Origin of the sequence: Novosphingobium sp. B1 (genome assembly GCF_900176395.1) — a bacterium.
In the GTDB taxonomy this organism is placed as follows: domain Bacteria; phylum Pseudomonadota; class Alphaproteobacteria; order Sphingomonadales; family Sphingomonadaceae; genus Novosphingobium.
Genome location: NZ_FWXL01000032.1, coordinates 1 through 20,819, shown reverse-complemented (window position 1 = coordinate 20,819; position 20,819 = coordinate 1). Strand labels below are relative to the sequence as shown.

Below are 20,819 nucleotides of genomic sequence, written 5' to 3'. Positions count from 1 at the left end.
GGCCGAGACTCTCACCAAGCTAGCTGCAGGTCACCCGGCCAACGCCGTCGGTGAGCTCATGCCTTGGACCGCCGTGGCCTGAGCACACCGCTTACGCTGATCGAGCCCGAAGAACTCGAAGATTCACGCGCCATCGGGATGGCGACGTACGCCGACCCGAGCGGAGAAACGGGTTTCAGATTTCCCTGCAATTATCTCGATGGCGCATGCTGCACCCGCTATGAGCAATGGCGGCCCTCTGTATGTTCGGGATTCCTGTGCGCCGTCCAGCTCAAGGTCAAGAAGGGCGCGATGACGCCCGATGACGCCAGAGCGAAAGTTCGCAAGGCAAGATTGCTGCGCGACAGCGTCGCCGCAGTCCTGCCTGAAGGTGATATCATGGCTACGGCAGTGCTGCGCTACCTCATGGCAGACGAGAGCGATGTAGCTGGATCCACCGCAAACCTGGACCTCACCGTGCGCATGTTCGTCCTGCAGCGCTATCTTGATGCCGAATTCAGGCCGAAGCGTGATACTGCGCCGGACTCGGATCCGGTGCCTTAAGTTCCGCAAGCCGCTCAGCAATAAAAATTCATGCTAAAATCCGCCTTTCGCTCGTCTGCAAGCGAGGGTCGATCTTAACGAAAGTTTGGCGGGCGAAGCCAGCGCTTGGCCGACCAGGATCTGTCTGCTGCCGACTGATCCTGGTCGAAACGTGAAGGCGATCAGTCGCCGGTCAGGATGCGATCGACCAGTTGCTTCACTGTTGGCGTGAAGTTGTTCGAATAGAACGGGTCCTGCTTGAAGCGATAGGCAGCGTGGCCTGCGAACATCAGGTTCTTGTCGATATCGCCACCGTGCGCGATGTCCTGCAGCGTCTTCTGGATGCAGAAGCTGCGGGGATCGGCAAGGCGGCCGGTCGTGTAATCGTCATGGTCCTTCCATGACGAGAACCCGCAGTGCGACAGGCAGCCCATGCAGTCCTTCTGATCCTGCTGGATCTCGTCGCGCTCTTCGGGCGTCACGAACACCATTGTATCATCGGGCGTGCGCAGCGCGTGGACAAAGCCCGCGCCATGCCATTCGCGCGCTCGTGCCAGATCGTTCGGCGTCACCCAGAAGTTCTTGCCGCGAACGCCCACGTCAAGCTGCGCGGTATGCTCGCCCGCCTCCACTCGAGAATAGGGAATCTGCCGCTCCGAGCGCGCCTCGAGCGAGCGCAGGAACGGATTTCGCACCGCAGAGGAATAGAAGCCTGTCGGCGAGAAACGATGAAGCAGCACATCCCCCGGCTCGAGCGTGCGCAGGTGATCCTTCCACCCTTGCGGGATCGGGCTCTCCTCGGTCAGCAACGGACGAGTGCCGAACTGGAAGGCAATCGAACCCAGTTCTGGGTTGTCGATCCAGTCGTTCCATTCGCGCAGGAACCACACGCCGCCGGCCATGACGATCGGCACCTCGTCGGAAATCCCCTCGGCCCGCATGACATCGCGCAGCGCCTTGACGCGCGGATAGGGATCTTCCGGCTTGCGCGGATCCTCGGCGTTGGAAAGGCCGTTGTGCCCGCCGGCGAGCCACGGGTCTTCATAGACCACCGCGCCGAGCAGTTCGGGCACCTTGTGATAGGCGCGCTTCCACAGCGCGCGGAAGGCTCGGCCCGACGAAACGATCGGCAGGTAGTGCACGTTGAAACGGGCGGCGATCTCGGAAAGCTTGTAGGGCATGCCTGCTCCGCAGGTCACGCCGGTCACCAGCCCTTGCGTCTGCTCGAGCACCGCCTCGAGAATGGGCTGTGCGCCGCCCATTTCCCACAGCACGTTGATGTTGATCGCGCCCTTGCCGCCGGAAATCTCGTGCGCGCGCCTTACCTGTTCCACCGCGCCATCGATGGCGTAGCGCATGAGCTGCTCGTGCCGCTCCTTGCGGGTCAGGGCATCGTAAACCTGTGGAATGATCTTGCCTTCGGCATCGTAGCTGTCGGCGTTGACCGCGCTGACCGTGCCGATACCGCCGGCCGCTGCCCATGCGCCGGAACTCATGTGGTTGGTCGCTGCAACACCCTTGCCGCCCTCGACCAATGGCCAAACCTCACGGCCACCGTAGAGAATGGGCTTCAACCCCTTGAACGCAGACATCAATTTCCTTTCAAGGCACTTTCCGTGCCAGCACCCTTGGCCGCTTTCAGGCGGCACGGTCTTATCATGTGCGGGTCCGGTCGCTTCGGCATCGCGATGAACTGCGCATAATACCCCGTAACTTCTGGCTTACGGTGAAATTCATCCAAACGAAAGCCCACCGCTTCGAGTTCACACGTCAGGAGCGCTGGCGGAATGCCATGCTTGTCGGTGGAACGGTCAACATCGACGACCACGACCCGCCCGCCAGGCTTCAGCGAAGGCCAGATCCGCCAGAGGAACGCATAAGGCTCCTCAACCTCGTGGTACATGTGCACCATGAAGACCCGGTCAAAGCTCCGCTCCGGCAAACGCGGGTCATCCGGCGCTCCAGGCTTGATCGAAACGTTGTCGAGCCGGTCCTTCTCGACACGCGCGCCAAGCCGGCGCAGCGCATCGCCATCGATATCCTGAGCCAGCACGCGCCCGTCGTCACCGACCCGCTCGGCCAGACGCACGGTGTAATAGCCCTCGCCTGCACCGATATCGGCCACGCTCATGCCCGGCTTGATGCCGGCGAGATCCATCACAGTCTCGGCTTCACCCTGGCGGTCGCGGTCGGTCTCGTTGGAAAACTGGCTGCTGACCACGGTCGAAACCGGACGATCGGCCTTGGGAAACTCGCGTGCGCCGTCTGTCCGTGCATCCTGCGCAGGCGGCTTGCAGGACGCCACGGCGATCAGGGCCAGCGCCACCATGGTTCGGGCCGAAGCCCGCGCCATCAGTCGTCGTCCTCCACGATGACCTTCTCGCCCGTCACCTTCTGCGAAAGCGCGGCGGCCATGAACGGATCGAGGGCACCGTCCAGCACGTCAGTCGGGTTCGTCGATACCACGCCGGTGCGCAGATCCTTCACCTGCTGATAGGGCTGCAGCACGTAGGAGCGGATCTGGTGGCCCCAGCCGATCTCGGTCTTGGCGGCATATTCGCCACTCGCAGCCGCCTCGCGCTTGGCCAGTTCAGCCTCGTAGATGCGCGCCTTGAGCATGCCCATCGCGGTGGCGCGGTTCTTGTGCTGGCTGCGATCGTTCTGGCTGGCGACGATGATCCCGGTCGGCACGTGCGTGATGCGCACCGCCGAGTCGGTGGTGTTGACGTGCTGCCCGCCCGCGCCCGAAGCGCGGTAAGTGTCGATCTTGAGGTCGGCAGGATTGATCTCGACCTCGATGTTGTCGTCGATCTCGGGATATACCCAGACCGAGCTGAACGAGGTGTGCCGCCGCGCGGAACTGTCGTACGGGCTGATGCGCACGAGACGGTGGACGCCGCTCTCGGTCTTGGCATAGCCGTAGGCGTTCTCGCCCTTGATCAGCAGCGTGGCCGACTTGATGCCCGCCGCTTCACCGGCGTGGTAATCGACCAGGTCAACCTTGTAGCCATGCCGCTCGGCCCAGCGCGTATACATGCGCTGCAGCATTTCCGCCCAGTCCTGGCTCTCCGTCCCGCCGGCCCCGGCATGAACTTCAAGGAAGCAGTTGTTGGCATCGGCCTCGCCCGCCAGCAGTGCCTGGATCTTGTCGTTGTCGGCGCGCTCGGCCAAGGCGGCCAGAGTAGCAAGTCCCTCCCCGATGGTGCTTTCGTCGTCTTCCATCTCGCCCAGTTCGATGAACTCGATGGCGTCGGCCATTTCAGCGCCGATCTCGTTGACCGCCCCGATCGAAGCTTCAAGCCGGCGACGCTCGCGCATCACTTCCTCGGCCTTCTTCGGATCGTCCCACAGCTTGGGGTCTTCGACACGGGCGTTGAGCTCGTCGAGCCGGCGAACCGCGCGGTCCCAGTCGAGGAACTTGCGTACCAGCGCCAGTGCGGCATTGATGCGGTCGATATGGGCCTGCCCTTCGGCACGCATGGGGCTGAACTCCGGTCAATTTCGAAACGAAAACGAACTGCGCCGCTTAGCGAAGCGGGCAGGCATGTAAAGCCCATGCGTGAAATGGCCTGCGCGAAACCGCGGCCGGCCAGCAGTCCGGTAAGGTCAGCCCCTGGCCTTGAGCTTGCGCACCGCAGCGAGCGTCATCTTCACATGGTCACGATAGTCCATGTCGGAGTGGACCATCACCACCTTGCCGTTCCGCCCGATGACGTAGCTGGTGCGCTTGGTAAGGCCGGTCGAACTCCCATCCGGCTTGCGCAGGTCGACATCATAGGCCTTGATCAGGTTCGGGCTGGCGGACGCCACGGCAAACTTGTCTCGGCATGCTTCGGTCGAGAACTTCTGCAGGGTAGCCACGTCGTCATTCGACATGCCGATGACAGTCGCGCCCGCCGCGCTGAACTGGGCAGTCGCTTCGGCAAAGGCGTGGGCTTCAAGCGTGCACCCTTGCGTGAAAGCCTTGGGATAGAAGTACAGGACCACCGGTCCCTTCTTAAGCGCCTGATGCAGCTTGAACGAGAAGGGCTTTCCGGCCAGCGCGCCGGGCGCTGCAAAGTCCGGCGCAGTGGCGCCGACCGGCAGTTCGGCCAGAGCCGGCGTGGAGAGACCAAGGGCGAATGCTGCACCAGCAGCGGCGATGTTGCGCGCGATCATGGCCGGGAGGCTATCAGAACCCGGCCAGCCCTGCCAATGCCTTTCAGTGCAGGGGCACACCGCCTGGCGGCCACCCGCGATGCGCGCGATCAGTAGATCCCGCCTTGCTCTTCAAGGAAGTCCTGTTCCACCGGGCCATCGTCCTCGGTGCCCGCCGGGATGCCGCGTGCTGCCCGTGCCTTGCGCAGCGCATCGATCACCGCCTGCTTGGCGCTTACCTCACCTTCGCGGGCCGTGCGCTTGGGCTCGGTATCGGGCTTGAACGCCTCCCAGATGATCGAGGCCTTGGCGACATCGTTCTCTGGCGTGCCACCGAAGACGCGCTTGCCTGAAACGCGGTCGATCTTGACCATGCGCACGCCTTCGGGGACCGCAAAGGGAATGTCCTTCCAGCGCCCCTTGGTCTCCTGCACCAGTTGCTTGAACACCGGCGCGGCAATGCGCCCGCCCTGGGCGTATCCGCCAAGGCTGCGCGGCTGGTCATAGCCGATGTAGACACCGGCAATGATGTCGGGCGATCCGCCGACAAACCACACGTTGGTCGGGCCCGAAGTCGTCCCGGTCTTGCCGAACAGCGGCAGGTTGAGATCACGCAACGTCACGGCCGTACCGCGTACGACCACGCCCTCGAGCATGTGTACCACCTGATAGGCCGTGCGTGGATCCATCACCTGCTTGCCGGTCTGCTTGAAACGGGGCATCGGCTTGCCATCCCACTGCGGCATTTGGCACCCGTCGCAGCGCCGGTTGTCGGCGCGCCAGATCACCTTGCCGTTGCGGTCCTGCACGTAGTCGACAAGGCTTGCCGGATGCTGTCGGCCCTGGTTGGCAAGGGCGGCATAAGCGTTGACCATCTTCAGAACTGTGGTGTCACCGGCGCCAAGCGCCATCGACAGGTAGGGGTCGTACTGACCGATGCCCACCGCCTTGATCGTGCGCACCACCTTGTCCATGCCCACGTCGTTGGCCACGCGCACGGTCATCAGGTTGCGCGATTGCTCAAGCCCCCAGCGCATCGTGTGGCTGCCCGAACCGCCTTCGTTGCCGAAGTTGCGGAAGCACTTCTCGCCCAGCGCCGCGCCCTGATAGACGCAGAAGGTGCCGTCGACAACCATCGAGGCGGGCGTCATCCCGTTGTCGAGGGCGGTGGCATAGACGAATGGCTTGATTGTCGAACCCGGCTGACGGTTGGCCTGCGTTGCCCGGTTGAAAGAGCCCAGCCGCGCATCGAAACCGCCCTGCATCGCCAGCACGCGGCCATTCTGCGGGTCTTCCACGACCATGCCGCCTGAAACTTCGGGCACGGTTCGCACAGCGTAAGTCGAGCCGTTGATGGGCGCGACGGCGGTGACGTCGCCGGGGCGGATCTTGTCGGGCAGGCTGACCAGCGTGGCAGTCTTGCCGTCGGCAAAACCCACCTCGCCACTCGATCCGCTGCGCGAAAGAAGCACGCCGATCCGCCAGTTCTGATAATTGATCGAGATGTTGCTGGTGATAAGCTCGGTCTGCCAGCGGTCATTCTCGACATCGACCCGCGCGATCGGTCCATGCCAGGCGCGTCCGCCGGAATAGCGCAGCAACGCCGCGCGCAGCGAATTCTGCGCAGCCGTCTGCAACTGCGTGTCGAGCGAAGTGCGCACCCACAGGCCGCCGGCATAGACGCTGTGCGGACCGTCCTCCGCCTTCTCGCCAAACTTCTCGATCAGTTGGCGGCGCACTTCCTCAAGGAAGTAGCCCGCATCGGCCGTGTAATTCTCGGCCCGTCGCGGCTTCAGGCCGAGCGGCATGGCCTTGGCCGCAGCCGCTGCCTGCGGGCTTGCCCAGCCATTCTTGACCATCTGGTCGAGAACCCAGTTGCGCCGCTCCAGCGCCTGTTCCTCGTACTTGGCGCGCCCATAGCGCTCCGGTGCCTTCGGCAGGATCGCAAGGAATGCCGCCTCGTGCAGCTGCAGGTCGCCAACGTCCTTGTCGAAATAGGCGCGTGACGCCGCCTGAACGCCGAAGCTTTGCCGGCCCAGCGGAATTTCGTTGAGATAAAGCTCGAGGATCTGCTGCTTGTCGAGCACACCCTCGATCCTGCGGGCGAGGATGATCTCCTTGAGCTTGCGCGAGATCGAATATTCGTCGCCCAGCAGGATGTTCTTGGCGACCTGCTGCGTGATCGTCGAACCGCCCTTGGCGCGCTCATCGGAACCATACTTGGTCACGTAATCGACCACGGCCCCGGCAAAACCGAGATAGTCGATGCCGCCATGCGTCCAGAACGTCTTGTCCTCGGCCGCAAGGAAGGCATTGATCAGAGGCTCGGGGAAATCGACGAAGCGCAGTTGCACGCGGCGTTCGCGGGCATAGCTCGAAACGATTTCGCCGTCATTGCCGCGCACCATCGTTGGCAAGGGCGGCTGGTAGGTCAACAGAGTATCGGCCGATGGCAGGGTGCGGATCACTGCCACCCACAGCAGCAGCCAGCCGGCCAGCGCGGCGCCAACCGCGTAGTTTGCCAGGCGAAACCGCCGGCTCCCGGCCCACCTGGCGCGATACCATGCGGAAAGGGTCTGCCAACGGGCGCGGCCATCCTCACGCAGGAGGCGGAAACGCGATTGCTGGCTTGGTTGCTCGGTCGTGTCTTCGGCCATCGTGGCAGCGCCTCTAGCACGCCCGCGCGCCGCCTAGCCAGTCCCCCTGCCGACAAAACTGTGCTTGCAGCGCGTCAACGCCCCTCTGTTTCGGAAGGGACCGCGCCGGCGCGCCCTTCGGCCAGGAATATCTCGATCGCGCGGGCGAGCGCTCCGGAAAAGCGCTTTTGCCAGGCCGGGTCGTGCATCTTGCGCGCGTCGTCCTGATTGCTGATGTAACCCGCCTCGATCAGCGCCGAAGGCAAGTCCAGCGATTTGAGCACGACGAACGCTGCCTCGCGTTGCGGGGTCACATGGAAGTCGAACGCAGACGTGCCCTCGCGCACCACCAGATCGCCGAAACGGATCGAGCGGGCCCGCATCTCGCGCCGCGCCAGGTCGACAAGGATCGATGACACCACCTCGCCCCGCCCATCGAGCGCCACGCCGTTGACGCTGTCGGCCCTGTTCTCACGCGCCGCCAGCGCCTCTGCCACCGCATCGGATGCCTTGTCGGACAAGGTATAGACCGTTGCACCGCGCGCCTCGACGCTTTGGGCGGCGTCGGCATGGACGGATACGAACAGGTCCGCGCCCAGGCGATGGGCAATGTCGGCACGCTCTTCCAGCACAAGAAAACGGTCGGTATCGCGCGTCATCGCCACGCGCACCCGACCATCTGCCAGCAGCGCTGTACGCAACGACATTGCCAGCGCCAGCGTGACGTCCTTCTCGCGCTCGCCGTTCTGGCCGCTCGCGCCCGGATCATGCCCGCCGTGCCCGGCATCGATCACCACCAGCGGACGGCCCGCATCGGCAGGTCCCTCTATCGGTGGCAGGCCGATGCGCTCGCCGCTTGCGGCCAGCTCCAACCGCACCACGTAGCGTGGCTCGATCTTGGCAATGCCTGTCGAAAACGCCGCCCACATCGCCGCTGCTGCAAGCACCGGCGCTGCAAATACCGCGGCGATGATGCCCCTATCGTCCATCCGCGTCACCCATCCGCCAACGCCTATGCCCGCGCACGCGTGGCGCGGTCCAGCACAAAAGCGCTGCCATGGTTAACGGTTCTTTCCCGTCATTGTTTTAATTGCTGCTTTGCAAATGGAGTGCTAGCAACCATCTACCGGGGCAAGCCAGCACCGGCGCATCCACGCCGAAACCGCCGGAAAGCGCAAGATTTGCGCCGCGGAGGGCGAGGGAAAGCCCGCTGGCGAAGATCCCGCCCACGTGGAGAGAAAGAAGCGCAAGCGCCCTCCTCCACGCGACAAGGTTGATGCCGTGATGATGAGCCGCGTTTCGTTCCTGCCTAGCTGCCCCACCGGGGCGGTCGCGGCTTGGACGCTTGCCGGCACGCGCACTTCGCCGCGAGTTGTGATCACAGCAGACGCAAACCAACCGCCGCCGGGCGGCGAGCGACAGGGCAAGGCAGCCGAGATGCTGCGCGCCGCAACGCTCCGATCCGGCAAACCCGCATTCGCGAACTGCACCCGCTACGGAGCGATCCGGGCGAAAGCCGTTCGTGCATCCCAAACGATCCGCGCCAGCATCCCGGGGGAAACCCTGCGGCGGCGCGGCTGGAGTATTTATAATGACCACGCGCATGCTGATCGATGCGCGCCACCAGGAAGAAACCCGGGTGGCGGTGCTGAAGGGCAATCGGATTGAAGAATTCGACTTTGAATCTGCTGATCACAAGCAGATCAAGGGCAATATCTACCTCGCCAAGGTAACCCGCGTAGAACCCTCGCTTCAGGCGGCGTTCGTCGATTTTGGCGGTAATCGCCACGGATTCCTCGCGTTCAGCGAAATCCACCCTGACTACTACCAGATCCCCAAGGAGGACCGTGAGGCCCTGCTGGCGGAAGAAGCCGCGCATGCCGAGGAAGAGGCAGCCCTTCGCGCCGCAGAAGACGCCGAGGACGAAGACTACGCCGATGGCGAAGGCTATGAATCCGACGAGGGCGTGACCGAGGTCGATACGTCGGAAAAGGACGAGGTTGCCACCATCGAAGGCGGCGTCGTCGAGAACGGCTTCGACCATGAGGGCGAAGAGAACGAAGAATCTGCCGAAGCCTCGGACGAGGACGGTGAAGGCGCGGAGGGCGACAACAACCGCCGTCGCGGTCGCCAGGGCCGTCGCCGTCAGGGCGGACGTTCGCAGGGCAAGGAAGCCGACGAACTGCGCGCCAAGCGCATGGCGCTGCGCCGCCGCTACAAGATCCAGGACGTGATCCAGCGCCGCCAGGTGCTGCTCGTTCAGGTCGTCAAGGAAGAGCGTGGCAACAAGGGCGCGGCCCTCACCACCTACCTCAGCCTCGCTGGCCGTTACTGCGTGCTCATGCCGAACAGCAGCCACGGCGGCGGCATCAGCCGCAAGATCAGCTCCTCGGCCGACCGCAAGCGCCTGAAGACGATCATTTCCGAAATGGATCTGCCGCGCTCGATGTCCTGCATCGTGCGCACCGCCGGTCTCCAGCGCACCAAGCCCGAGATCAAGCGCGACTTCGACTATCTCGCCCGCCTGTGGGACGAGATCCGCGAACGCACGATGCGCTCGGTCGCGCCTGCGCTGATCCATTCGGACTCCGACCTGATCAAGCGCGCCATCCGCGACATCTACAATCGCGAGATCGAGGAAGTCGTGGTCGAGGGCGAGCATGGCTACCGCGCCGCCAAGGACTTCATGAAGCTCCTGATGCCGAGCCACGCGAAGCGCGTGAAGGCCTATGTCGATCCGGTGCCGCTGTTCCAGCGCTATGGCGCCGAAGACCAGCTTACCGCGATGTACGATCCGGTCGTGCAGCTCAAGTCGGGCGGCTACCTCGTCATCAACCCGACCGAGGCCCTCGTCTCGATCGACATCAACTCGGGCCGCTCCACCAAGGAACACGGCATCGAGCAGACCGCGGTTGCCACCAACCTCGAAGCCGCGCGCGAAATCGCCCGCCAGCTTCGTTTGCGCGACATGGCCGGCCTCGTCGTGATCGACTTCATCGACATGGAATACGGGTCGAACATCCGTAAGGTCGAAAAGGCGATGAAGGACGCGCTCAAGAACGACCGCGCCCGCATCCAGGTTGGCCGCATTTCCGGTTTCGGCCTGATGGAAATGAGCCGCCAGCGCCTGCGCACCGGCGTGCTCGAAGCCACCACCCGCGCCTGCCCGCATTGCGATGGTTCGGGCCTCGTCCGCACCGCGTCTTCTGCCGGCCTGTCGGCGCTTCGCATGATCGAGGACGAAGCCGCCAAGGGCAAGGGCAACGTCGTCACGCTCTATGCCTCGCAGGAAGCCGCGATCTACGTCCTCAATGCCAAGCGCACCGATCTTGCCGAGATCGAGGAGCGTTACGGCGTCACCGTGGAGGTGATCCCCGAGGGTGAGAACGAGGGCGCGAAGATGCGCGTCGCCTCGCGCGGACCCAAGCCCGAATTCGTCCCCCGCTTCGATCCGATCATCGAACCCGAAGAGGACGATATTGTCGAGGAAGAGTTCGAAGAAGAGGAAGAAGCCGAGGAGCAGCCCCGCCAGCCGCGTTCGCGCGATGGCGCAGAGGCCGATCGGGATGGCGACCGCGACGGACGCCGCAAGCGCCGCAAGCGTCGCCGTGGCCGCAACCGCGATCGTCGTGACGAGAACGGCGAAGCCGAAGGCTCGGCCGAGGAAGGCGACGAGGTCGAGGGCGAAGAAGCCGACGGCACCGAAACCGAAGGCGCAGAAGACGCTCGCACCGACGAGAACGATGATGGCAACGATCGTGGTCCGCGCAAGCGCCGCCGTCGCGGTCGTCGTCGGCGCGGTGGCCGCGAGAACGGTGAAGGCGCCTCCGATCAGGCCGAAGGTGAAGGCACCGCAGACGAAGCTGCCGACCAGGTCGCGCCGGCGGAAGCCGCTGTCGACCCGGTCCCAGCCGAACCTGTTGCAGCCGAACCTGTAGCCGCCGAAGCCACTGCGCCGGTCGAAGCCGCACCCGTGGCCGAGGAAGCTCCTGCCAAGCCGAAGCGGACTCGTCGCAAGAAGGTCGAAGCACCTGTGGACGCTCCGGCCGAAGCGGAAGTTGCCCCTGCAGCCGAAGCAGCACCGGTGGCCGAACCCGTCGTCGAGGAAGCCGCTGCGCCTGCGCCTGCAAAGCCAAAGCGGACCCGCAAGAAGAAGGTGGAGGAAGCTCCGGCTGAAGCCGTCTCCGATGCTCCGGCCGCCGAAGCCGCAACTGCTGACGCCCCTGCTGCTGCAGCCGAAGCGCCTGCTGAAAAGCCCAAGCGCACCCGCCGCAAGAAGGCCGATGCCGTCGCCTCCGAAGCGGCCCCTGCCGAAACCGTCAGCGCCGAAGCGCCCGTGGCGGAAGAGGCTGCCAGCGAAGCTGAAGCCGGCGAAGCTGCCGCTCCGCGTCGCGGCTGGTGGCAGCGGACTTTCGGCGCCTGATCCTTCAGGCCCTGTCAAAAAGGAAAGGCCTCGCCAGCAATGGCGGGGCCTTTTTCATGTACGGATTATGGGCGTCACGGTTCGCTGTTCCGATGTCGTGATCATCGTGCCTTCACCGCCGTTCCCCACTCCATCCAGGCAGCCCATTTCGGCATCCCCGGCATGTATTGGTGGCCTGGATGCTGCAGCTGGAAACCTGCACCCAGCACCGGCGCCGTGACGGTGCGAGACAGATGACAGCCGCCCATCAAGGGTTTCCACACCGGCTCTATCCGGCGCTGCCACTTCGCTACACCAGCATCCGGGCTCAATCCGTGCTCAAGAAACAGCAGCACGCCTCCGGGCTTCAGAATGCGCCGCAGTTCCGAAAGAACCTTGGCCGGGTCGTCGACCGAACACAGCGTGTAAGTGCAGACGGCTGTGTCGAAAGTTTCATCCCCGAACGGAATGTCCTCGCCCACACCTTCCCGAATGTCCGCCGACCAGCCCCTCTGCGCCGCCGCATCGCGCGCATAGTCGATCAGCTTCTTCGAAGGGTCGATGCCTGCGAAACCCGTAACCCGCGCCGGGTCATAGAATTGCTGGTTGAGCCCGCCGCCGCAGCCGATCTCGAATACGCGCCCCTGCGCGCGTGGCACCACCCCCGCGCGCAGTTCCATGATGTTGGGCGATGCACAGGCGCACTTGATCATCCGCGGAACGACATGCGCATCCCAAACCGCTTTCAATCCCATCCCAGCCCCCGTCCGTTATTCCGGCAGACTGACTCAAGCCCCGGCGCGACGCAATCGCCGCGCTGGCATCATTTCACTTTGCGTCGCATCCCTCCGGCGCCATTCCCATCGCCCACATGATCCCCTGGTCGAGCAGCTTCACGCTTTCGGCTTGGCTGTAGTTCTCCGGCCGATGCCCGATCGCGGTATAGAAGCTGCGCCCGCGCCGGACGCAGCGCGTCCATGCGATCGGGTGATCGCCCATGGCCATCTTGCGGCCAAATCCCTCGCCCGGATTGTAGGTGCGTTCGTCGAGCGAGGCGAGCACCCGCGTTCTCGGCTGCGAGCGCACGGAGCGATCGAAAGAATACCATTCCTCGGACATGCGCCACTCCGCAGGAAGACCGTTGACGGCGGGATGGTCCTTGCCCTCCACCATCACCCGCGCTTCCTGAAACTGCGGGCTCATCGGATGGCCGATGAAGCGCGCACCGATCAGCGTATCGGCATACCAGTCCCAGAAGAATTGCGGATCGCCACCCGAACCGTGAATCCCGGCATAGCCACCGCCCTGCTCGACATACTTCCGAAATGCCGCCCGCTGCGGGATCGTCAGCGCATCACCGCTCACGTTGTTCCAGACCACCGCATCGAAGCGCGCCAGGTCCCGTGCATTGAAGACCCCGCCCCTGTCGCTGAACACGATGCCCCAGCCATGCCGCGCCGCAATACCCTTTAGCGCGACTTCAGCCGCATTCACCGACGGCGTATCCCGAAAGCCGGTGATCTTGCCGAATACCAGAATTGCGGGGCGCGGAAGATCGGCTGGGATGGCCGGCCGTTCGTTGTCATAAGTCCGGCATCGCGCGACGACGTCGGCTTGGCGCAGCTTCACCTTGGCCAGCCCGGCATCAATCTTCGCGACGTGCGCCGGGTCGCCCTTGCCGACCATGCCCATGACGGACTGCGGCGTCACGATCCGCTCGAACCCGGGCGGCAGCGCATTGCCGCCGAACGGATGCATCATGGCATCCGACAGCCCCGGCGAGGCCGCCTCGATCACTGCCTTGGCTGCCGGCACTGCCAGCACGTCGCCCAACGGCGAACGGGTGGAGAGAGCTTGCCTGCCGAGCGGGCAATCAGTCACCGGTGCGGCCATCGCCTCAGCCGACCAGCCTGCCGCAACCAACGCGGCCACAAGCATCAATCTTCCCCGCACCGTCATCTCCCGCTCTTTCTGTTCGCGCTACCATGGCTGCAGTAACAGGGCGGGTCAATTGCCGCCGCTGGCGCGCTTGCGCGAATGACGTATTGTCCCGCCCCGGCGAAGCTTCACGAAAGGCAACAGATGAACGGGGGACAATCACAGACGGTGCCGGATACGGGGCAGCACGCTGGCCATAACTTCGGCCATGACTCCGGCGATGACTCCGGCCATCGTGCCGCTTCGCACGGGCTCGACGCTGCGCTGCACGCGCGCCACGTCGCCATGATTGCCATCGGCGGCATCATCGGGGCCGGACTGTTCGTCGGCTCGTCCACCTCGATCGCCCAGATCGGCCCCGCTGTCGTGGTCAGCTATGCGCTTGCCGGCCTGGTGATCCTGATGATCATGCGCATGCTCAGCGAGATGGCCATGCTCAATCCGGGCGCAGGCTCCTTCACCGAACACGTGCGCATAGGGCTTGGCCCGCTCGCCGGCTTCGTTGCTGGATGGCTCTACTGGTACTTCTGGGTCATCGTCGTCGCCATCGAGGCCATCGCTGGCGCGGTCATTCTCGCCCTGTGGCTGCCGTTCGAAGTCTGGCAGATCGGCTGCGTGCTTCTCGCGCTGATGACCGTGGTCAACCTGTTCTCCGCCCGCTCCTACGGCGAATTCGAATTCTGGCTGTCCGCCGCCAAGGTAGCGGCGATCCTTGGCTTCATCCTCATCGCCGGTCTGTGGGCTTTCGGCCTCACCTCTCCTGCAGGAAACACCTTTTCAAACATCACCGCCCATGGCGGCTTTGCCCCCAAGGGCTGGGGCGCAGTGATAGGGGGCGTTACCTCGGTGATCTTTGCCCTGTGCGGCGCCGAGATCGCCACCGTCGCCGCGGCCGAATCCCACGCCCCGGCCAAGGTCATCGCCCGCATGACCGGTTCGGTCGCGCTGCGCATCCTGCTGTTCTACGTCCTCTCGCTGATTCTGATCGTTGCCGTACAGCCCTGGAACACGGTTGTGCCGGGCCAGAGCCCCTTTGCCAGTTCGCTGGCCCTGATGGGCATCCCGGGCGCTGCCACGATCATGAACGGCGTCGTTCTCGTCGCCGTCCTTTCGTGCCTGAATTCCGGGCTCTACGTCACCTCGCGCGCCCTGTTCGGCCTTGCCCGGCATGGCGACGCACCGCAGGCACTGGTCCGGCTGAACAAGCGCCGCGTGCCCGCGCGCGCGACGATCATCGCCAGTCTGTTCGGATATGGCGCCATGGCGGCATCGATCCTTTCTCCCGAAGGTGTGTTCAGCTTTCTGGTCAGCGCTTCGGGCGCGCTGATGCTCGTGATCTACCTGCTGGTCTGCCTCGCGCAGGTGCGCATGCGCCGCCGCACCGAAGCCACCGCGCCCGAAACGCTGCATTTGCGCATGTGGCTGTTCCCGTGGGTATCCTACGCCACCATTGCGGCCATTGCGGTCGTGCTCGTAGCGATGGCGCTGGTGCCCGATCTTCGCCCGCAGTTCCTGGCAAGCGCGCTCACCGTCGCGCTTGCCGCCGCCGCCTGGTTCCTTTTCCGCCGCCCGCATTACAGGATCTGACCGCCGATGAAGCCCCTCCGCCTGCTTGCCCTTGCCCTGGCCACCCTGCCCCTCCCCGCACTGGCTGCTCCGGCGCAACAGGCTGACCTCCTTCTGGTCAACGGCAAGGTCGTCACCGTCGACAGGGCCTTCGCCATCCGCTCTGCGGTAGCGGTCAAGGATGGCCGCATCGTCGCGGTCGGCGGCCCGGAACTGGCCAGCCGCTGGAAAGCTCCCCGCACGATCGATCTGAAGGGCCGCACGCTCCTGCCCGGCTTCATCGACGATCACCTCCACCTCATCAGCCTCTCCCCGCGCTCGGTCGAACCGGCCAAGGCCCGATCCATTGCAGAGATCGGCGCCATGGTCGCCGCCAAGGCCAGGGCGCTCGGCCCCGGCGAGTGGGTCGTCGGCTCGGGCTGGGACGAGGCACTGCTTGCCGAGAAGCGAAATCCCACCCGCGCCGATCTCGATGCCATCGCGCCCGATAATCCGGTCGTCCTCGTCCGCGCCGGAGCCCACAGCGCCGTTGCCAATTCCATGGCGCTCAAGCTTGCCGGGATCACCCGCGCCACCCCTGATCCGGAAGGCGGGTTGATCGAACGCACGGCCGACGGGGAGCCCAGCGGCATCGTGCGCGAACGCACCGACCTTATTCTCAAGCTGGTCCCGCCCAGCACGCCTGCACAGATGCGTCCCAGCTACGTCAAGTCGCTAAAGGACCTGCTTGCCCTTGGCATCACCAGCTTCATGGAAGCCTGGACCACGATCGACGACGAGCCGGTCGATCGGGGCGGCATCCCCGGCGGTGGCGGCAATGGCCTGCGCGCCCACACGTTCGCCCAACTGCGCGCGATCTATGCCGACGAGGGCGAGAATCTCCCCCGCGCCACGCTCTACATCATGTATCCCGGCGCCGAACGCCTGAAGAAATTCCCCTATCACACCGGCTTCGGCGACGATCGGCTAAAGCTCGGCCCCATTGGTGAAAGTGCCTATGACGGCGGCTTCACCGGCCCCACCGCCCGCACCTCGAAGGACTACAAGGGCCAGCCCGGCTTCCGCGGCACCACCTTCATGAGCCGAGACGCCCTGCGCGAAATGGTCGAGACTTCGGCTTCGCTCGGCTGGCAACTGGGCATCCACGCCATCGGTGACGAGGCGATCGACACCGTCGCCGCTGCCTACCACGATGTCCTTGCCGCGCACCCGAAACAGGACCACCGCTGGTTCCTGTCGCACTTCACCATGCTGCCAGCCGAGCAGACGATGAAGACCATGGCCGCCGACAAGGTCTGGACCACAGCCCAGCCCAACTTCACCTACAACCTCGAAGGCCGATACCTCCAGGTTCTCGATGGCGAGCGGCTTGACCGTATCAACCCCATGGCCACGCCGATCGCCCGGGGCGTCAACGTGGTAATGAGCAGCGACAACCTGCCGATCGGCCCGATGGTCAGCCTTTATGCCGCTGTCACCCGCAAGGGGCTGACTGGCCACCAGTTTGCCCCGTCGGAAGCCATCAGCCGGGAAGAAGCGATCCGCCTCTACACCGCCAAGGCCGCGGCCCTGTCATGGGACGATGCAAAGAAAGGCAGCATAGAACCCGGCAAGTTCGCCGACCTGATCGTGCTCGACCGCGATCCCCTGACGGTCCCCGCCGAACAGTTGCTGGAAACGAAGGTCGATCTCACGCTCGTGGGCGGCAAGCTCCTCTGGAACCGCACCGGCGAGTAGCCCTGCCGCTGGCAGGAATCCCGCAGAAATCTGCTCGCGCAGGATGGAACGGATGGAGCCGGCGATGTCGGCGGGTGAAGGACCGGCGGTTGCCACCTGATTGAGCAGCGGCTGGAATTGATGATGGTTGCGCCGGTCGATCACGGTCACGTCCACCGGCGCATCGCCCAGCGCCCGAGCCGCCGCCATTCCGCCAAGACCGCCGCCGATTATCACGGCATGTGGGCGAGCAGGCATAGGCAAACGCTCCGGTTTTGGCATGGAAGCGCCATGCGTGCCACAGTGTGTTCGCAAATGAAGGCACTGCCGTTACAAGCGCGCGCTGTCAGTGCTGAAGAAGGATATCCAATGCGTTGGCGGCATCTGCCGCAGCGCCCGTGCCACTGCAGATTTCCACCAGAGCCAGTCCGTCGACGAAAGCGATGATTGCCATGGCAGTGGCGTTGCGATCCGCATTTGCCGAGAGGTCAAGCCGCGCCGCAACCCAGTCACGAAATCCGGCGATGATGCTGGCGGCGAGCGTGGTGTACGGTTCTTCGCGGCGGGCGGCGGCGACGATCTCAACCCAGACCCGGAAGACCGGGCGCATGTCTTCGCGGGTTGTCATCGTCGCAATGCGGGATAGAAGCGCGGATGGCGGCAGGGTTGCGTCTTCGGGCAGGAGTTCGGCCAGCGCAGCAGCCAGACTGCCCGCCACCTGCTCTATCGCGGCGGCCATCACGGCGGCCTTGTCGGGGAAGTAATAGAGCAGCATGCGATCGCTCACGCCTGCGGCATTGGCCAGCTGGCGCAGGCTGGTCTGCGTAAGGCCCGTTTGAAGCAGATGCTCGGCGAGGAGCGCCACCACCTTCTCGCGCTGCTGCTCCTTGATGCTCATCTCACCTCTTGTAGCGCATGCTACACGCTGCTATTTTGTAGCGAATGCTACAGACTCGGCTTGTAGTGCGGCCGAAGTTCCAACGGCCCTGCGAACCTCGACCGCACTGCTACGCCGGATCGCCGACAAGGAGCAAGACCGTGGTCGCATTGCGTGTGTTTCTGTTGATCTGGCTGGTGCTGATGCTCGCCTATACCGGCACGGTGATCGCACACGTTGGTGCCGACTTCCTGACGCCGTTCAACGCTGCGGTCGCGAGGTTTGGTTGGGAAGGGCAGTTCGGCCTCGATCTGCTCGGATTTCTCGTCGTCACCGCGTCATGGATTACCTGGCGACAGGGTGCTTCGGCAATGAGCCTGCTGACAGCGTTGCTGGTGGTCTCGGCAGGCATGATCGGCGTCGCTCTCTACCTCCTGGTGGTCAGCATGGCTGCGCGCGGCGACATGAAGGTGCTACTGCTTGGCCGTGCGCGCGCCTGAGGCGGACGGGACAAGTTTCAGACGGAGATCTGCGCATGATTGACGAAGCAAACGACGTGACGAGCGTCGTCATCGCTTTCCTCAAGTTTATGGAAGTCCTCGACTATGACCGTGCGGTCATTCTGATCGCCGACGATTGTGAATACATCAACCCTTCGCCAATTGGCGGCGTCACCGGTCCTGCTGGCGTGCGTGCAGTGCTCGAACCGTTCTTCGCACCAACACTGGAAAACGAGTTCAGGGTATTGCGCGCCTCCGCCTCGCGCGCAGTCGTCTTCACCGAACGGCTTGATCGCCATAGGCTGGCCGATCGCTGGGTAGAACTGCCCGTGACCGGCGTTTTCGAAGTGCATGACGGGAAGATCACCTACTGGCGTGATTACTTCGATGCGGCGACCATCCTGTCGCAGTGGCCCAACGGCTGACCGGATTAGAAGGTGGCCGCTCGTCAACTGACCGGCGCCACCCCATCAGGATATCAGGAAAGCTCTACCGACAAGCCATCGGGATTCGGAATGAAGGCAGCGACTGTCGCATCCGGGAGCGTCTGCCGGGGAATGGAGTGCGGTCTCTAAGGACAACCGCTGTCGCTATATAAGGCTTCCACGCTATCGACTTTCCCGGCCTCGTTTGCGATCCAACTCACGCGGATTTGGCTCCCGCAAATCGGTCCCCCGTATTTCACAGAAGCGACACCCGCGTAAGGCTCAGGCAAGCGCGAGTTTAGCTCAATTTGCAAACCCTGCTCTTCCAGATACCTCTTCAGAGCGGCTTCCGAACTTCCCTTGGGAAATCGCGAGGTCAGCCGGTTCTGGATAAGTTGAGTTCCCTCAGCGTAGTTCTTGCCTTGAACGCCGTTGAACAAGGGAGTGGAAGGCGGGCCACTCGGGCCACAAGCACCGAGTAAAGATACTATAGCGGCAAAGGGAAACCGACTGACTTGCATAACCCATTGGTTAGCATTGCTCGCGAATGTTCGAAACGGGGTCGCTCTCAGAATGTCAGCTTTCGGCGGCAAAGCGGCTTGAACTGCCAGGCAGCTTTCAAAATGGCCGCTATGGCCTAACCGATGGCCGCAAAGGGCCGGTTGGAGAACGGCAGGTTCTAGCTGGCGGAGAGCCAAAGCCGAAGGTCAGCTTCCAAGCTGGCAGAGAGGCCAAAGTCTCGTCTACAAGTGGGTGGAGAGCGGAAAGGCCGCTCCCCATTGGTCACTGCCCCGGCGATGCAGGCTGGGGACGGCTCAATAAGCTTATCCGGGGATGTGGATCCCGCAAAGTTTATTGCCGTCAGGATCGCGCACGTAAGTCAGGTGGATCGTTCCCATCGCAGACTCTCGCGGGCCGGGAGCGTCTTCGATTGACGTTCCGCCGTTGGCGACGGCCACATCATGAAATTGCTGAACTTGTTCGGGCGAATTGCACGAGAAAGCAACCGTAGCCCCGTTCGCCACGGTGGCAGGTTCATCGTTGATTGGCTGAGTGACGATGAAGTTTGTTCCGCCCGGGTTCGGGTAGAAGAGGCGCATATGCCCGCTTCCGGCAATATTGTTCATCGGCTCTGGCACTCCCAGAACACCCAGAACCGCGTTGTAGAACTGCCGCGACCGCTCGATGTCGTTGGAGCCTACCATTGTGTGGAACAGCAATCTCTTTCTCCCTATCGTTTCGCGGACGCTTGTGGGGGCAGTGGGAGATCAGAGCAAGCGGCGAGTTGCGAGCTATGCCGTTGAACACCTTGGGCCGAATGGGCGGAAAGTTCCGATTACAGCGGTTCCGCGCCCCATGAACACGTGACCGCTTTCAGGAAGTCGCCGCACGTAAGCAAACGTCCGCTGAGGGGTCGGTTGCTGACCGGCAGCTGCTGGCTGACAAATGCCAAAGCCGAAGGTCGGCTTCAAGGCTGGCAGGGAAGCAGAAGTCCCGTCCGAAGAGAGGTGGCTAGCGGACGTTGCGCAGTTTGTTCTGCAATCGAGTTTTCAACCAACCAAGCGCCAAGCCCGTTGGCACTGATACAACCACGAGCGCTGTAATCGACATTGGCGGCGTCCACTTTTGCTCTTTGGCGAACACAAGAAACAAGTAAGAGAGTATCACTCCCAATGCGCTGAAACCGTAATCGTAGCGATCTGGCCGTCTTTTCATGCAATAAAAATGGCCTGAACCGCCAATGTCCGCAATTGATATCGTAGACGGCTCTCCACCCTGCGGGGTAAATTCTGCGGACGAGTAGGAGAGGAGAGTGACGATGGAGCAAGTATCGGTAGTTGGGCTGGATCTGGCAAAGTCGGTTTTCCAGGTTCACGGTGTCAACGCGCAGGGCGAGGCAGTGCTGCGGCGCAGGCTTTCCCGTGGTCAGCTGCTGAAGCTGTTCGAGAAGCTGCCGCCGTGCCTTGTCGGCATGGAAGCCTGCGCCTCGGCCCACCACTGGGCACGTGAGCTGACTGCACTGGAGCACGAAGTGAAGCTGATGCCGCCGCAATACGTGAAGCCCTATGTGAAGCGCGGCAAGAACGATGCTGCCGATGC

General features: G+C 63.6%; 16 protein-coding genes and 2 pseudogenes. 7 read left to right on the top strand and 11 right to left on the bottom strand.

Annotated features, from left to right (window positions below; genetic code table 11):
* The first annotated feature begins 63 nt into the window (after nt 1–63).
* Entirely contained in the window at nt 64–543 is a 480-nt protein-coding gene (locus B9A23_RS20970) for a hypothetical protein (protein ID WP_084281302.1), read from the top strand.
* A gap of 161 nt (nt 544–704) precedes the next feature.
* Here B9A23_RS20970 and B9A23_RS20965 read toward each other — a convergent pair whose 3' ends face one another.
* The 6 genes from B9A23_RS20965 to B9A23_RS20940 form a co-directional block, all read right to left on the bottom strand.
* Nucleotides 705–2,114 (bottom strand): NAD(P)H-dependent flavin oxidoreductase, encoded by a 1,410-nt coding sequence (locus B9A23_RS20965; protein ID WP_084281300.1) that lies wholly within the window; start codon nt 2,112–2,114, stop codon nt 705–707.
* Nucleotides 2,114–2,875, bottom strand: coding sequence for a class I SAM-dependent methyltransferase (locus B9A23_RS20960; protein WP_084281297.1), 762 nt, complete (start codon nt 2,873–2,875; stop codon nt 2,114–2,116). Before B9A23_RS20960 ends, B9A23_RS20965 begins: the two co-directional genes overlap by 1 nt.
* The gene (prfB, locus tag B9A23_RS20955) at nt 2,875–4,002 is read right to left on the bottom strand and encodes a peptide chain release factor 2 (protein ID WP_084281295.1); all 1,128 of its coding nucleotides are present in this window, start codon (nt 4,000–4,002) and stop codon (nt 2,875–2,877) included. Before prfB ends, B9A23_RS20960 begins: the two co-directional genes overlap by 1 nt.
* A gap of 126 nt (nt 4,003–4,128) precedes the next feature.
* Nucleotides 4,129–4,680: a peroxiredoxin gene (locus tag B9A23_RS20950; RefSeq protein ID WP_084281292.1), complete on the bottom strand. Its 552-nt coding sequence runs from the start codon at nt 4,678–4,680 to the stop codon at nt 4,129–4,131.
* Between the two features lie 89 nt (nt 4,681–4,769).
* Nucleotides 4,770–7,316 carry a penicillin-binding protein 1A gene (locus B9A23_RS20945; RefSeq protein WP_084281290.1) on the bottom strand — a complete coding sequence of 849 codons (2,547 nt, stop codon included), beginning with the start codon at nt 7,314–7,316 and terminating at the stop codon, nt 4,770–4,772.
* A 74-nt stretch (nt 7,317–7,390) separates the two neighbouring features.
* On the bottom strand, nt 7,391–8,284 hold the full coding sequence (locus B9A23_RS20940; RefSeq protein ID WP_084281288.1) for an N-acetylmuramoyl-L-alanine amidase family protein: 894 nt from the start codon (nt 8,282–8,284) through the stop codon (nt 7,391–7,393).
* Between the two features lie 602 nt (nt 8,285–8,886).
* On the opposite strand from B9A23_RS20940, the gene B9A23_RS20930 reads away from it, so the two are divergent.
* Nucleotides 8,887–11,718: an Rne/Rng family ribonuclease gene (locus B9A23_RS20930; protein WP_084281284.1), complete on the top strand. Its 2,832-nt coding sequence runs from the start codon at nt 8,887–8,889 to the stop codon at nt 11,716–11,718.
* A 101-nt stretch (nt 11,719–11,819) separates the two neighbouring features.
* Here the strand turns inward: B9A23_RS20930 and B9A23_RS20925 are convergent, their stop codons facing one another.
* Together B9A23_RS20925 and B9A23_RS20920 are read right to left on the bottom strand one after the other, a co-directional pair.
* Nucleotides 11,820–12,410, bottom strand: coding sequence for a class I SAM-dependent methyltransferase (locus B9A23_RS20925; protein ID WP_368655953.1), 591 nt, complete (start codon nt 12,408–12,410; stop codon nt 11,820–11,822).
* Nucleotides 12,411–12,525: 115 nt separating this feature from the next.
* Nucleotides 12,526–13,650: a ThuA domain-containing protein gene (locus tag B9A23_RS20920; protein ID WP_254895228.1), complete on the bottom strand. Its 1,125-nt coding sequence runs from the start codon at nt 13,648–13,650 to the stop codon at nt 12,526–12,528.
* Between the two features lie 129 nt (nt 13,651–13,779).
* On the opposite strand from B9A23_RS20920, the gene B9A23_RS20915 reads away from it, so the two are divergent.
* Complete coding sequence (locus B9A23_RS20915) at nt 13,780–15,222, top strand: amino acid permease (protein WP_084281279.1); 1,443 nt, start codon at nt 13,780–13,782, stop codon at nt 15,220–15,222.
* Nucleotides 15,223–15,228: 6 nt separating this feature from the next.
* A complete protein-coding gene (locus tag B9A23_RS20910; protein WP_084281277.1) occupies nt 15,229–16,938 on the top strand; it encodes an amidohydrolase in 1,710 nt (569 codons plus the stop codon).
* A 36-nt stretch (nt 16,939–16,974) separates the two neighbouring features.
* On the opposite strand, the pseudogene B9A23_RS20905 reads toward B9A23_RS20910, so the two are convergent.
* Both B9A23_RS20905 and B9A23_RS20900 read right to left on the bottom strand, forming a co-directional pair.
* A pseudogene (locus tag B9A23_RS20905) lies at nt 16,975–17,175 on the bottom strand (FAD-dependent oxidoreductase); the annotation flags it as partial.
* Nucleotides 17,176–17,263: 88 nt separating this feature from the next.
* Nucleotides 17,264–17,815, bottom strand: a complete 552-nt coding sequence (locus B9A23_RS20900) for a TetR family transcriptional regulator (RefSeq protein WP_084281275.1) — start codon at nt 17,813–17,815, stop codon at nt 17,264–17,266.
* Between the two features lie 140 nt (nt 17,816–17,955).
* Between B9A23_RS20900 and B9A23_RS20895 the strand changes: the two genes are divergently transcribed.
* Together B9A23_RS20895 and B9A23_RS20890 are read left to right on the top strand one after the other, a co-directional pair.
* The gene (locus tag B9A23_RS20895) at nt 17,956–18,294 is read left to right on the top strand and encodes a hypothetical protein (RefSeq protein ID WP_139797624.1); all 339 of its coding nucleotides are present in this window, start codon (nt 17,956–17,958) and stop codon (nt 18,292–18,294) included.
* A 35-nt stretch (nt 18,295–18,329) separates the two neighbouring features.
* Complete coding sequence (locus B9A23_RS20890) at nt 18,330–18,719, top strand: limonene-1,2-epoxide hydrolase family protein (RefSeq protein WP_084281271.1); 390 nt, start codon at nt 18,330–18,332, stop codon at nt 18,717–18,719.
* Nucleotides 18,720–19,543: 824 nt separating this feature from the next.
* Here the strand turns inward: B9A23_RS20890 and B9A23_RS20885 are convergent.
* A complete protein-coding gene (locus B9A23_RS20885) occupies nt 19,544–19,939 on the bottom strand; it encodes a VOC family protein (protein ID WP_084281269.1) in 396 nt (131 codons plus the stop codon).
* A 599-nt stretch (nt 19,940–20,538) separates the two neighbouring features.
* On the opposite strand from B9A23_RS20885, the pseudogene B9A23_RS20880 reads away from it, so the two are divergent.
* A pseudogene (locus B9A23_RS20880) lies at nt 20,539–20,819 on the top strand (IS110 family transposase); the annotation flags it as partial.